We start from the raw sequence: 12,764 nt of genomic DNA, 5'->3' as shown, positions 1-12,764 counted from the left end.
GACATCTATAACTCAAAAGAATAGGAGAATACTGATGGATTTCCGCCAACTGGAATACTTTACGGAAGTGGCACGCTTCAAAAGCTTCACTCGTGCTGCTGAACATCTCCACGTCACGCAACCGACGCTTAGTAAAATGGTCCGTCACTTAGAAGAAGAACTTGAGATGGAATTATTCGACCGGAGCAAACGACAAATCGTCCTGACGGATGCCGGTGAGACCTTATTGATTGAAGGGGAAAAGATTCTGCGGCAGTTATCTGACCTGCCTTCCCACCTTTATGATGTCATGCATCTGACGAAGGGAACGATTCGGCTCGGTGTGCCCCCACTGATCGGTTCGCTGTTTTTCCCGGGTCTCCTGCGTCGCTTCGAAGAGATGTATCCGATGATTCAAATCGAATTAATCGAAGCCGGTGGGCATGCGCTAGAAAAAGCGGTCGTCGCCGGTGAAGTCGATTTGATCGCAACGGTGCTGCCTTCGGATGAGCATTTAACGACGCACCCCTTCATTGAAGAAGAATTGCATTTGTTTTTACCAAATGATCACCCACTCGCCGATCGGTCGATGATTGCGTTAGAGGAAGTCGCCGACATGCCGTTCGTCTTGTTCAATGAAACGTTCTCACTACACGATGTCGTCTTGAACGCCTGCCAAGATGCCGGATTTACGCCTAACGTGTCGCGGGTGAGCTCGCAGTGGGACTTCTTATGTTTACTGGTCGCAGAAGGAAATGCCGTGACCGTCCTGCCGCGTTCGATCGCGGATCGCTTTTCGATTCGTGGCGTCAAAACGATTCCGCTTGAAACACGTGTTCCGTGGCACTTAGGAATCGCCGTCCCGACCGGTCGCTATCAATCGTACGTGACGCGGAAATGGATCCAATTCGTCAGCGAGATGTATTCCAAATAAGCATACCTTTCATAAAAACCATGTATTTGTAGCATGGTATTTCTTCCTTTACGATAAGAACATCGTTAAAAAAGAAAGGAAGTCCTTTACCATGGCAACTCATTTTGAATCACGTCACGAAACCGGCGTTAAAAAACTCAGCGAATTCACAGACTCAAACGCTGCACAATCGACACATGACAAAATCTCTGAATCCCTGAAAGATATCGCTCCAGCAGTCGGTGAGTGGATCACGGATTTCGCATACGGTGAAGTTTACAGCCGCGATGGTCTCGTCAATCGCGATCGCGCACTCGTCACGATTGCTTCTCTCGTCACACAAGGTACAGAACCACAGCTCGCTCTCCACATCAATACTGGATTGACAGCTGGTTTAACAGGAAACGAAATCGTCGAAGCCATCATGCATCTTGTTCCTTACACTGGATTCCCACGTGTCTTGAACGCACTCGAAGTCGCAAAAGTCGTCTTCGCAGAACGTGGCGTCACAGTCGAAACTGAATAAAACACGCACGACTTGATTGAAAAAGATGGGCATGACGCATTTTCGGGTATCTCCTTAACAAAGGAGGGGTCGATCATGCGTTATGCCCTTTTTGCGGATCTTCATAGCTCATTAGCCGACACAGCGGCTGTCCTAGCTGACATACGGCGGCTCGCTCCCGATGCGCATCTGTTTTGTCTCGGTGATGTTCATGAATGCCATGTCGGTAAAAAGCGAGCGAAGCGCTATTCTTTCGAATCGCTCTCCCTCGTCGTGACGCTCGATGATGCTTTTTTAGAGCTGATTGATTTTAAGACGTTACTTGGTAATCAAGAAGAACGGATCCTGTCGCTCGTTCCACCACATCTCTCTCCTGTCATCGATGCATTACGCGATTGCCCTCGAAAACAACGGATCGAGGGGGCGTTATTGATTCATGGAGATCAACTCAGTTGGTCGCGGGATTTTCTACCCGACCTGTCACAACAACGCGAACCGTTACTCTTTTTTGGTCATAGTCATATCAGAGGTTTGTTTCGAAATGGCATCGCGAAACCGAGCCCACTAGGTCAAACTTTATCCATCAAAGGAGGACGGTATGCTGTCAATCTCGGGCCCGTCGTATTCGAACGAGAATGGTGTCTTTACGATTCAGAGCAACAATCGATCGTGTTCTATCAGGCGAACTAAGAAGATACGATAAAAGCCGTCGGGCACAGGGCTCGACGGCTTTTGTTCGTGCATCTTATTGATCAGAGATACCGGACAAGCGATGCCTTGACGACATCCACTTGTGTGAAGTTCGTCTCTTCCGCGAATGTTTCGATGACTTGACGGACATCCCCTTGACGACGTACGAAGCTCGTCGGGACTGGTGTCGTACCGACCAGTTGTTCATGCAGACTCGTCAATCGATGATCGTCGATGATCGTCGTCATCAAATCAAGGAACAACAGAACGTGCAGACGGTTCAAATAGTCCCACGGTTTGTCTTCCGAACGGAATTCATTACGAGCGAGCCATTTTTTCAATCCGATCGCATCGATTTGACTCAACGTCTCTGTCGTACGTGCCGACTTCCAAAGCGTCAACAGTTCCCCTAGTTTTTTTCGGGTCTGTTTCTTACGCATGAAGAATTCAAAATTATCTTTCGTCCGTAATGCGTCTCCTTCGATCGGCGCAATCAAATCGGCTTCCGGCGCCGTCACGAAATCGTGAACGAAATCGACAGACTCTCCCGGTAACCAAGCAGCGACTTGCCCGTGAAAATCAGCCATGAAGGCGACCGTTTCAGCCAAAGGCTCCTGCTTCATCTGTGAAGCAGCTTGCTGTAATCGTTCTTTCGTCTCAGTCTTCATAATCTACCTCTTCTTATTCGTGGATTGGTCTTACATTTCTTCCGGAGCGCCGACACCGAGCAAACGAAGACCCTCTGTCAAGACGATCGTAACCGACTTGACGAGTGCAAGACGCGATTGTTTTGCTGCGTCATCTTCGAGAACACGGACGTGTCCGTAGTATTTATTGAAGCTTTGTGCAAGATCTAAGACGTAGCGGCTGATGATTGACGGCTCACGACGTGTGAACGCGCGATCGATGACCGTCGAGAATTGGTTCAGCATCGAGACGACACCCCATGCATGATCATCGGCACTACCAGCGAATGGTGTGCCATCATAGCCACCTTTACGGAGCAACGAGTGCGCACGGGCATTCGTGTACTGGACATACGGCCCTGTTTCGCCTTCGAATTTCAACATCTGCTCAAGATCGAACTCGATGTTGTTCATCCGTTCGTTCTTCAAGTCGTGGAAGATGACTGCGCCGACACCTACTTGACGAGCCGTTGCTTCGGCATTCGCTAAGTTCGGATTTTTTTCCGCGATGTTTTGCTTCGCAACGTCGATCGCTTCTTGTAGTACTTCTTCAAGTAAGACGATCCGACCTTTACGCGTCGACATTTTCTTTCCGTCCTTCATGATCAGACCGAACGGCACATGGTGCATGCCGTCGACGTTCTCAAATCCAAGTTTCTTCAGGACTGCGAATAACTGCTTGAAGTGTAGTGCTTGCTCACCGCCAACGACGTAGAACGCTTGCTCAAAACGGTACGTTTCGAGACGATAGACGGCAGCTGCTAAGTCACGTGTCGCATAAAGCGTCGCGCCATCTTTCTTTTTAATCAAGGCAGGTGGCATACCTTCTGCTTCGAGGTCGACGACCATTGCCCCTTCTGACTCGACGAGGAGATCTTTTTCTTCGAGCAAATCGATGACGTGTTGCATCTTATCGTTGTAGAAGGCTTCTCCGTTCAAGCTGTCGAATTTAACACCGAGCATCTCATAGACACGGTTGAACTCAACGAGTGAAACTTCACGGAACCACGTCCAAAGCGTCGTCGCCTGCTCATCACCTTGCTCGAGTTTTTTGAACCAGAGACGTCCTTCATCTTCAAGAGCTGGATTCGTTTCCGCTTCTTCGTGGAACCGGACGTATAATTTCAACAATTCCTTGATTGGTTCTGCACGAACTGCCTCTTCCTCACCCCACATCGTGTAAGCCACCATCAATTTCCCGAACTGTGTTCCCCAGTCCCCTAAGTGGTTGACACCAACGACGTCGTAACCTTTTTTACGTGAGATTTGGTTGAGCGCGTTCCCGATGACCGTCGAACGCAAGTGACCCATCGAGAAGGGTTTCGCGATGTTTGGTGATGAAAAATCAGTAACGATCGTTTTTCCATTCGCTTCACTTGATCCGAACGCCTCTTGCTCCGTCAAGACTTGGTTGACGATTTCTTGCGAGACGACTTCCCGGTTCAAGAAGACGTTGATGTAAGGACCAACAGCTTGAACGTTCGAGAACAACGGCGTGTCAATTTTTTCTGCGAGCTCCGAAGCAATCATGTTCGGTGCTTTACGGAATGCTTTCGCGAGCATGAAACATGGGAATGCCAGATCTCCATGATCTTCATGTTTCGGTTGCTCGATCAGTTGTTCGATTTGTTCAACCGATAAGGCACCTTCCATGACGTGATGTAATACTTCTGCATACTGCGCTTTATAACTCATCTTTATTTCCTCCTGCTTCACTGATTTTTTGGCAATAAAAAACGCCCCTTGCGCCACGCGCAAAGAGACGGAATGACCGCGGTACCACTCTTCTTGGTGTCATTTCGACACCCACCTTGTTCGGGGATAACGGGGTTCCCCCGGCTACGCCTTTTCCATCAGGAATCGGGCAGCGTCTCAGAAGTGCGTTTCACGACCGGTTCGTCCTCAGGCTTCCACCATTCCCTGATTCGCTAGTTGACGAATATCAACCGTTACTCTCTTCATCATTGACTGTATTCGATATCTTTCACATTATACGCAATTCTTTCTTTTCTCTCAACCTTATTTTTTTGGTAAATGGCTTATCAAAATTTCCACAATTCGGGTATAGGAATAAAAGATACTTCTCAGGGGGAGGGATGTTTCATGCGCTACTACCAACATGTAGCCCGGACGAGCTGGATCGTCTTCGGTCTCGTCGCCTTGACATTATTAGTGATCGGCATCGTTCATCCACCAACCTTCCATCCTTCTGTCTCCATCATCAACACTCTTTATTTATTCGGACTCGTTCTCCTGTTTCAGTTCGATAATGTTCGTCGTGGTGGCATTTACTATACATTCCAAGAAGGCATCATCTTATTTTTATTCCTCAATTACGGTTTAACGTACGCCTTGATTTTAAGCCAAGTCGGGATTCTCGTCTTTCAATTCATGTCTCATCGAAAAGCGATTCGTTGGAAACGTTTCGTTTATCTCTACCCGATCAATGCCTTGTTCGATTTAGTCTACATCTCGCTTCCGGCCTTTGCGTATTATGCGCTCGGCGGACCAATCGGTTCCAGCTTTACGTATACAAAAGCTTTGATTCCCTTCACCGGCTTTTTGATCACCGTCTTCCTTGTCTCTTACTTCCAATGTCTGTTCGTCAATCGCTTCCTCTACTTGAAATACGATTGGCAACGTCTCGTGAAGTTGCAGTCCCTCGTCTACGGGATCAGCATGTTAAGTGCTCTACTCGGGATCTGGTTCTACGATGAAAGTCCGCTCGTCGCGGCTACAGTATCCGCCTTGATTCTTTTCTTGTTCAAACGTCTGTTGCAAGAGCGTGGTGACTCCCTTGAAGCAAACGATAATGCCAAGCGATTCGATGATGCGAAGGAACACTTGTTGATTTCCCGCTTCGAACGCGAGACGATCGATTCACTGCTCCTCGATTTACCACATCTGTTGCCGTTTTCTGAAGGTTGGATCTCAATTCAACAACAGCGGAAACAAGTCATCTATAACATTCGGACGAAACAACCGATTGACGTGTTACCACTGTTTCATTCCTTGACAGCCGACGATTTGCATACCCCGATCATCTATGGTCTTCGTTGTGACTGGGGCAACGATATTCAAATCGGATTGCCTGTCGATCGTCACTCGATGCTAGCGATTCCTTCGATTACGAGTGGAGAGGTCGATGTCTCGATCATCCTGTTCCATCAAGTCGCAGACGCCTATGATGCGACGAATGCCGACGAATTATCTCGTTTGCTCCGTATCTTTTGTCGCGTCTTAGAACGCTCTCGTGAAACGGTTCAACTCTACACGGAAAGTCGGACCGATGCCTTGACCGAATTGCCGAATAGTCGTGCCTTTTACGAACACGGTCGGCAGGAGTTTGCTGCTGACTGTTATCCGCTCTCTGTGATCCTATTTGATATCGATCATTTTAAACGCGTCAACGATACGTACGGTCATAAGGTCGGCGATCTCGTCCTTCGTGAACTCGGTCGACGGATTCAGGCAATCCAATTACAACATGATGACGTCTTTGCTGCTCGTTACGGCGGGGAGGAATTCGTGCTTCTGTTACGAAATGGTAGTCAAGAGGCTGCTATCCAAATCGCCGAGACGATCCGCCATGCCGTCATGGATCGTCCCTTCCTCGTCGATGGTCACCGACTGTCCTTAACCGTCAGCCTCGGAATTGATACAGTGGAAGAAAGATATCAACGAACGTTCGAAGAATCACTCCGTCAAGCCGACCATGCACTCTATGTCGGCGGAAAACATAACGGACGCAATTGTACCGCACATTACGCAAATCTTTGAAAGGTCGTGACTCTCTTGTCGATTACGGAACTTGAAATGACGCTACCGACATCACAAACTCACCGGACGATTCGAATTCATCGTCCGCCACATCTGGATCCTTCTGAAGCGTTACCGGTGATTTATATGCACGACGGACAAAACGTCTTCAGTGGAGAAACCGCCTCGTTCGGAAAAGGTTGGGAGATCCACCTTGCGCTACAGCAGACTCAGATTCCGGCGATGGTCGTTGCGATCGACAGCCCGGAAGACGGAATGGATCGATACGATGATTACGCCCCTTGGAGTGACGAAGCCTTATTGATGCGGACTGCCTATCCCTCGCACCGGACATCGATCGGAGGAAATGGAAAAGTCTATATGGACTGGATCATCCGTGAATTGAAGCCATATATCGATGCCAACTACGCGACTCGTCCGGATGATACGACGATGATCGGCAGTTCGATGGGTGGCGTCATCTCGCTTTACGGTCTGTTTGCTTATCCCGAAGTCATCACCCGCGTTGCTGCCCTGTCGACTGCCGGATGGGCGAACTTCTCCTCACTTCTCGAATTCATTGAACGCAGTCCGTCTCTTTCTGCTGAACACCGTTGTTATATGGATGTCGGCACAAAAGAAGTGAGTGGTCCGATGACCGAGACGGATTATCTGCATACGAATGATGTCTTAGCGCGAGCAGTCGAACAGAAATTACGCCATAGTCGTTATGCGGTCATCCCGGAAGCGATTCATCACGAGACGGCTTGGTCCAAACGATTACCCGATATTTTGCGCTTTTTATTTCCTTCTTCTTAATTGCACAAAAAAGGGGCTGACTCAAAAGTCAGTTGCTACAAAGATAAGGGTGGCAGAATGATGATCTGCCACCCTTATCTCGTAAAAAAGAATGACTCATTACACGCCACTCCTACAGGAAAAAGCGCATTTTTGCGCTGTCAGAGACAAACAAGACCCGCTTTCCTGCTTGAACGAAGCAGGAAAACGGGCTTGTGTCTCGCCTGAGGAAAGGGCGTGAAAAGACGAGTCATTCTTTTTTGAGTCAACCTCTTTTTGCATTGCCTTATACTAATTCTTCTTGTTGCTCTTTTTCATAACGGTTGCGCGGATGCTCCCGGCATTCATCGGAACACGAACGCATGACTTTTGGTTCGCATTCTTCACAGCAGAAGTGCTGACGATTACATTCCGGGTTTGCACAATTAACGTAGCGTGTCTCCGCTTTTCCACAGTAGTAACATTCTGAGACGACAGAAGGGTTGACCGCATTGACAGGCACTTGTACACGCTCATCAAAGACGTATAGTTCGCCTTCCCAGTCTTCTCCTTGTGTCTGCTCATCTTTTCCGTACATGACGACTCCGCCTTTTAAGTGGAAGATATCATCACTCTGTTGCCGTTTACGGAAGTACGCCGTGAATTTCTCACAACGCACACCACCCGTACAATATGTGAGAACCTTTTTCCCTTCAAATAAATGCTCGTTTTCGTCCAGCCACTCCGGGAATTCCCGTGACGCATTGACATCAACTTTTACCGCATTCTTGAAGTGTCCGAGGTCATATTCGTAGTTGTTGCGTACATCGAGAATGACGACGTCCTCTTGTTTCATCATTTCTTTCCACTCTGCTGGTTCAAGATACGCAGCGTGTTCTTCTGGTACGTTGAATTCATCCTCAAAACGCCATGTGACGAGTTCTTTTTTGTAACGGACAAATATCTTTTTGAAGGCGTGCTCTTCGACTTCATCGATTTTGAATTCGATGTCCGCGAATCTTGGATCCGCCGTCAAATCCTTCATGTATTGATCCGTCTGTTCGACCGTTCCAGAGAGTGTGCCATTGATTCCTTCTGGTGCAATCAAAATCCGTCCTTTGATACCGAGCTCCTTACAGTAAGCAAGATGCTCTTTCGTCAGTTGTTCCGCATGTTCAATCGGAACATACTTGTAAAATAATAGTACGCGATAAGGTTTCATATTCCTCATTAGCCCCCATGTCAGTTTTTTGCAGTAAAACGAACGTTGGCAAACGAAGCGTCTAGCTATTGACTAGCTGGGAACGCCTGCAAAACGCACCCATTTAAGTATGATACCAACTCCATTTCAAATGCACAATCTTCATTTATCGTTTCACTTTCAAGGAATTTCATTCCCTTTCTGAATCAGAAAGAGGTAAAATAAAAAATAGTAGTACATCTTGCAAGGAGGATTCCGAATGCTCCACACACTTCGTGACTGGATTGAGCAGATGATTTTTTTTCTCCAAGACTTACCTGGAGGAGCTGCCACCGGTTTAATTGCCCCGTTTCTTGAGTCTTTGTTTCCTTTCCTGCCACTCGTCCTGATCATTTCCGCCAATGCGGCGACTTATGGTTTTGGTATGGGTGTTCTTGTATCTTGGGTCGGGAGCATGCTTGGATCACTCGTCGTCTTCGCTTGTATTCGATATTTATTCCGCCGTCCGGTCACCCGGTGGCTTGAAAAACATCATACTGCGCAACAGTGGATCGAACGCGTTCGTCACATGAGTCCGATTTCACTTGGATTCTTTTTCTCGCTTCCATTCATGCCTGCGTTCATCATCACGTCCATCTCCGCCATGATTCAGCTATCCTTGCGGACGTACTTGATTGCCGCTGGCGCTGGTCGTTTGATTGTCGTGATCATCTTCTCACTGATCGGAAAGGAATGGTCGACGTTCCTCGAACGTCCGATCCGTCTTGTTTTCCTCTTTTTGATCTTACTCGCTATCTGGGGAATCAGTCGCGGGACGGAAGAATGGTTAAAACGTCGCGCCCTCTCAAAGCGTTCGGATCATTTGCGTGAAATCGAAGATAAAATCGAGCGCCCTTCTGAATAATACATTCGGGGCTGACTCAAAAGTCAGTTTCTACAAAGATAAGGGTGGCAGAATGATGAGCTGCCATCCTTACCTCATAACAAAAAGAATGACGCGTTTCACGCAACTCCTACAGGAAAAAGCGCATCTTTGCGCTGTCAGAGACGAACAAGCCAGTTTTCCTGCTTGAATAAAGCAGGAAAACTGGCTTGTGTCTCGCCTGAGGAAAGGGCGTGAAAAGACGCGTCATTCTTTTTTGAGTCATCCTCTTTTTCATGTATACAGATTCCTCGTTGCTTCCAGTAGGTCTTTTGTACCTTTTATTTCTCTATAAATTTTACCAAAATAACGTTCAAACAATGTTCAATATTGAAAACGCTTACAATTAATTGGTAAGACCAATATCACTATAATATTTGTGTTTTTACCATAAAAATTAGGATAGCTTTTCCAGAAACGACATCCTTATAATGAATTTACATTCATTCCATAAAGGAGGCGTCCTCATGCACCAAGTGTCCGAAGTTCAGAAGAACGAAACGACCCAGTCCGCTTCAGCCATCGTTGAAAGTGCTACTTTTCAACAACTGATCCGTCAAAAGAATGGTTTCATTCTTCCCGCTATCAGTTTTTGTCTTATTTTTTATTTCACGCTTCCGATTTTGACAAGTTACTTTACCTTTTTGAACCAGCCAGTACTCGGTGATATTACAGGTGCATGGATTTTCGCTTTTGCCCAGTTCATCATGACATGGACGTTTTGCATGATGTATAGCAAAAAAGCACGTAGCTTTGATCGACTCGTCGAACAGATCAAGGAGGAGTCGAAATGAATTATACTGCCGTTGCCTTATTTGCCGCGATCGTCGGTTTGACGCTCGTCATTACATACTTTGCTGCCCGTAAAACAAAAACAGCTAATGATTTTTATACAGCAGACGGTGGACTCACTGGTGCACAAAACGGAATGGCGATCGCAGGTGACTATATGTCAGCCGCCTCGTTCCTCGGGATTGCCGGGATGATTGCCTTAGCCGGCTTCGATGGGTTCTTCTACTCGATCGGTTTCCTCGTTGCCTATCTCGTCGTCTTGTACCTCGTTGCCGAACCACTTCGGAACCTCGGGAAGTATACGATGGCGGACATGATTGCTGCTCGTTTTAACGCATCAAAAGTTCGCGGAGTCGCTGCCATGAATTCAATCGCGATTTCGATTTTCTACATGATTGCGCAACTCGTCGGTGCGGGTGCCTTGATTGAACTGTTATTAGGTATTCCTTACACGACGAGTGTCATCATCGTCGGGATCTTGATGACGGTCTACGTCGTCTTCGGTGGTATGACCGCGACATCATGGGTCCAAATCATCAAAGCCCTCCTGTTGATGGCAGGAACGGCTGTCATCTCATTCATGGTCTTCGCAAAGTTTGATTTTTCGATCTTCAAGATGTTTGCGGAAGTCAAACAAGCTACGCCACTCGGTGATGCGTTCTTGAATCCCGGAAATAAGTTCAAATTACCACTCGATACGATTTCGCTGAATCTCGCGCTCGTTCTCGGAACAGCCGGATTACCACATATTTTGATTCGTTTCTTTACTGTCAAAGATGCTCCGACGGCTCGACAATCCGTCGTGTATGCGACCTGGATCATCGGCGTCTTTTATATCTTGACGATTTTCCTCGGCTTCGGTGCTGCCGCTTTCGTCGGTTCTGAAGATATCATCGCTGCTAACGCTGCCGGTAACATGGCTGCCCCTCTGCTCGCGAGAGCACTCGGTGGCGATTTACTCTTTGCGTTCGTCGCCGCGGTCGCTTTTGCGACGATTCTCGCCGTCGTGGCAGGTCTTGTCCTATCCGCCGCGTCTGCCTTTGCTCATGACTTCTATAGTCATATTCTACGTAAAGGACAAGCGACCGAAAAAGAACAGATGACGGCAGCACGACTCGCCTCGATTGCTGTTGCTTTGATTTCGATGGTACTGGCATTATTCGCTCAAACGATGAACGTCGCGTTCCTCGTCTCGCTCGCCTTTGCTGTCGCGGCAAGTGCCAACTTGCCAGTCATTCTCTTGACGATCTTCTGGCGCCGTTTCAATACTGGCGGAGCAGTCACAGGTATGGTCGTCGGGTTATTCTCTTCACTGATTCTCGTCGCACTCAGTCCCAATCTTTGGGCAGTCGACGGTTCAGCCTTGTTCGTCGGGGAAGCCCTCTTCCCGCTGGCGAATCCAGGAATCGTCTCCATCCCGCTTGGCTTCCTCGGAGCCATCGCCGGGACGTTGTTGACGAAATCGAACGAAGTTGCCGGTAACTTCGAACGTATCGTAGTTAAGGCCAATACCGGTATCGATGCAGCAACGGAAGTCGCCGCGTCAAAAGAATAAGTTCCCCTTAACGGCTCCTTCAACCCCCTTGAAGGAGCCGTCCCCTTTTACATTCTTCTCATTCATTGCCATACTAAGTGAATAATAGAGAAGGCAAAGAAAGGAAGACTGTACATGGATCTCGCTTTTTATTATTTCTTAATTCTTGGATTTTTCATTGGCATCATTTCCGGCTTTTTCGGAATCGGTGGCGGTATCATCTTAACGCCACTGTTACTCATTTTGGGCTATGCTCCGAGTGTCGCAATCGCGACCAGCCTCATGCTGACTCTTGGCTCAACCGTCTCCGGAACGCTGTCGCACTTACGTCTTAAAAACGTCGTCTGGCGCGATAGCCTCGTCGTCGGTGGCGTCGGAATCATCGGTTCGACGATCGCAACACCACTCGTCCTTCGTCTAGAAGCGGTCAATGGTGCTCATCTCGTCATTTCGATTGTGTATATCGGACTTTTACTGTATTTCGCAAACAAGTTCCTCCGCCCAAAATCGACGACAGGTGTACAGACAGGTTGGAAGAATCGCTATCTCGCGCTTGCTTTCACTGGTCTGTTCGCAGGATTCATTTCTTCTCTCCTCGGTGTCAGCGGTGGATTCATCATCACACCGTTACTCGTCGGAATCGTTGGCTATGAGTTAAAGCGTGCGGTCGGAACAAGTATTGCTTCGGCATTACTGATTGTTCTATCGGGACTTGTCAACTATACGGTCGCGAGCACGAACATCGATATCTTAGTTGGTATCATGCTAATCGTCGGCGCCTTACTTGGAGCACCGATCGGCGCCAAGCAATTGACACATTTCGAAAGTCCATTCGTCAAAAAATATCTTGGTATCTTCTATTTGACGGTTGCAGTCAGCGTTTTGCTCGAAGTCATCGGCTGGAACGTCGCGTCGCTCTCCGTCCTCGTTGCCCTTAGTTTAATCTTCTTGATGACGCTCCTCATCTACAGTCGTCGTCGAACGAATGGATGACTCTATTTCATTA

General features: G+C 47.8%; 12 protein-coding genes and 1 other annotated feature. Of the genes, 9 read left to right on the top strand and 3 right to left on the bottom strand.

The window, feature by feature from the left end; all coding sequences use genetic code 11:
* Positions 1–34: 34 nt before the first annotated feature.
* The 3 genes from ACRPK8_RS12030 (at position 35) to ACRPK8_RS12020 (ending at position 2,087) form a co-directional block, all read left to right on the top strand.
* Positions 35–913 carry a LysR family transcriptional regulator gene (locus ACRPK8_RS12030; protein WP_432238421.1) on the top strand — a complete coding sequence of 293 codons (879 nt, stop codon included), beginning with the start codon at positions 35–37 and terminating at the stop codon, positions 911–913.
* Between the two features lie 91 nt (positions 914–1,004).
* The gene (locus ACRPK8_RS12025; RefSeq protein WP_432238420.1) at positions 1,005–1,418 is read left to right on the top strand and encodes a carboxymuconolactone decarboxylase family protein; all 414 of its coding nucleotides are present in this window, start codon (positions 1,005–1,007) and stop codon (positions 1,416–1,418) included.
* Positions 1,419–1,493: 75 nt separating this feature from the next.
* Positions 1,494–2,087, top strand: a complete 594-nt coding sequence (locus tag ACRPK8_RS12020) for a metallophosphoesterase family protein (protein ID WP_432238419.1) — start codon at positions 1,494–1,496, stop codon at positions 2,085–2,087.
* A 62-nt stretch (positions 2,088–2,149) separates the two neighbouring features.
* Here the strand turns inward: ACRPK8_RS12020 and ACRPK8_RS12015 are convergent, their stop codons facing one another.
* On the bottom strand, positions 2,150–2,755 hold the full coding sequence (locus tag ACRPK8_RS12015) for a hypothetical protein (protein ID WP_432238418.1): 606 nt from the start codon (positions 2,753–2,755) through the stop codon (positions 2,150–2,152).
* A gap of 30 nt (positions 2,756–2,785) precedes the next feature.
* Positions 2,786–4,468: an arginine--tRNA ligase gene (argS, locus tag ACRPK8_RS12010; protein ID WP_432238417.1), complete on the bottom strand. Its 1,683-nt coding sequence runs from the start codon at positions 4,466–4,468 to the stop codon at positions 2,786–2,788.
* Positions 4,469–4,528: 60 nt separating this feature from the next.
* Positions 4,529–4,747: a binding site (T-box leader), on the bottom strand.
* 129 nt (positions 4,748–4,876) lie between these two features.
* On the opposite strand from argS, the gene ACRPK8_RS12005 reads away from it, so the two are divergent.
* Both ACRPK8_RS12005 and ACRPK8_RS12000 read left to right on the top strand, forming a co-directional pair.
* Positions 4,877–6,553, top strand: a complete 1,677-nt coding sequence (locus ACRPK8_RS12005) for a GGDEF domain-containing protein (protein WP_432238416.1) — start codon at positions 4,877–4,879, stop codon at positions 6,551–6,553.
* 15 nt (positions 6,554–6,568) lie between these two features.
* Positions 6,569–7,351, top strand: coding sequence for an alpha/beta hydrolase (locus ACRPK8_RS12000; RefSeq protein WP_432238415.1), 783 nt, complete (start codon positions 6,569–6,571; stop codon positions 7,349–7,351).
* A gap of 265 nt (positions 7,352–7,616) precedes the next feature.
* On the opposite strand, the gene ACRPK8_RS11995 is transcribed toward ACRPK8_RS12000, so the two are convergent.
* Positions 7,617–8,531 (bottom strand): rhodanese-related sulfurtransferase, encoded by a 915-nt coding sequence (locus ACRPK8_RS11995; RefSeq protein ID WP_432238414.1) that lies wholly within the window; start codon positions 8,529–8,531, stop codon positions 7,617–7,619.
* Positions 8,532–8,769: 238 nt separating this feature from the next.
* Between ACRPK8_RS11995 and ACRPK8_RS11990 the strand changes: the two genes are divergently transcribed.
* From ACRPK8_RS11990 to ACRPK8_RS11975, 4 genes are all read left to right on the top strand, one after another.
* A complete protein-coding gene (locus tag ACRPK8_RS11990; RefSeq protein ID WP_432238413.1) occupies positions 8,770–9,414 on the top strand; it encodes a TVP38/TMEM64 family protein in 645 nt (214 codons plus the stop codon).
* A gap of 485 nt (positions 9,415–9,899) precedes the next feature.
* Entirely contained in the window at positions 9,900–10,226 is a 327-nt protein-coding gene (locus ACRPK8_RS11985; RefSeq protein ID WP_432238412.1) for a DUF485 domain-containing protein, read from the top strand.
* The gene (locus ACRPK8_RS11980; protein ID WP_432238411.1) at positions 10,223–11,779 is read left to right on the top strand and encodes a solute symporter family protein; all 1,557 of its coding nucleotides are present in this window, start codon (positions 10,223–10,225) and stop codon (positions 11,777–11,779) included. Before ACRPK8_RS11985 ends, ACRPK8_RS11980 begins: the two co-directional genes overlap by 4 nt.
* Before the next feature lie 114 nt (positions 11,780–11,893).
* On the top strand, positions 11,894–12,751 hold the full coding sequence (locus ACRPK8_RS11975; RefSeq protein ID WP_432238410.1) for a sulfite exporter TauE/SafE family protein: 858 nt from the start codon (positions 11,894–11,896) through the stop codon (positions 12,749–12,751).
* Positions 12,752–12,764 lie beyond the last annotated feature (13 nt).

Origin of the sequence: Exiguobacterium sp. TDN 0502, from assembly GCF_050846835.1 — a bacterium.
GTDB lineage: Bacteria > Bacillota > Bacilli > Exiguobacteriales > Exiguobacteriaceae > Exiguobacterium_A.
The sequence above is the reverse complement of the archived record's forward strand: the minus strand, read 5'-3'. Positions and strand labels throughout refer to the sequence as shown.

Excerpts from the sequence above, each read along its gene's own strand:
- ACRPK8_RS12005 (WP_432238416.1), top strand. The coding sequence starts at position 4,877 with ATGCGCTACTACCAACATGTAGCCCGGACGAGCTGGATCGTCTTCGGT.
- ACRPK8_RS12025 (WP_432238420.1), top strand. The coding sequence starts at position 1,005 with ATGGCAACTCATTTTGAATCACGTCACGAAACCGGCGTTAAAAAACTC.
- ACRPK8_RS11975 (WP_432238410.1), top strand. The coding sequence starts at position 11,894 with ATGGATCTCGCTTTTTATTATTTCTTAATTCTTGGATTTTTCATTGGC.
- ACRPK8_RS12015 (WP_432238418.1), bottom strand. The coding sequence starts at position 2,755 with ATGAAGACTGAGACGAAAGAACGATTACAGCAAGCTGCTTCACAGATG.
- ACRPK8_RS12030 (WP_432238421.1), top strand. The coding sequence starts at position 35 with ATGGATTTCCGCCAACTGGAATACTTTACGGAAGTGGCACGCTTCAAA.
- ACRPK8_RS11985 (WP_432238412.1), top strand. The coding sequence starts at position 9,900 with ATGCACCAAGTGTCCGAAGTTCAGAAGAACGAAACGACCCAGTCCGCT.
- ACRPK8_RS11995 (WP_432238414.1), bottom strand. The coding sequence starts at position 8,531 with ATGAAACCTTATCGCGTACTATTATTTTACAAGTATGTTCCGATTGAA.
- argS (WP_432238417.1), bottom strand. The coding sequence starts at position 4,468 with ATGAGTTATAAAGCGCAGTATGCAGAAGTATTACATCACGTCATGGAA.
- ACRPK8_RS11980 (WP_432238411.1), top strand. The coding sequence starts at position 10,223 with ATGAATTATACTGCCGTTGCCTTATTTGCCGCGATCGTCGGTTTGACG.
- ACRPK8_RS11990 (WP_432238413.1), top strand. The coding sequence starts at position 8,770 with ATGCTCCACACACTTCGTGACTGGATTGAGCAGATGATTTTTTTTCTC.
- ACRPK8_RS12020 (WP_432238419.1), top strand. The coding sequence starts at position 1,494 with ATGCGTTATGCCCTTTTTGCGGATCTTCATAGCTCATTAGCCGACACA.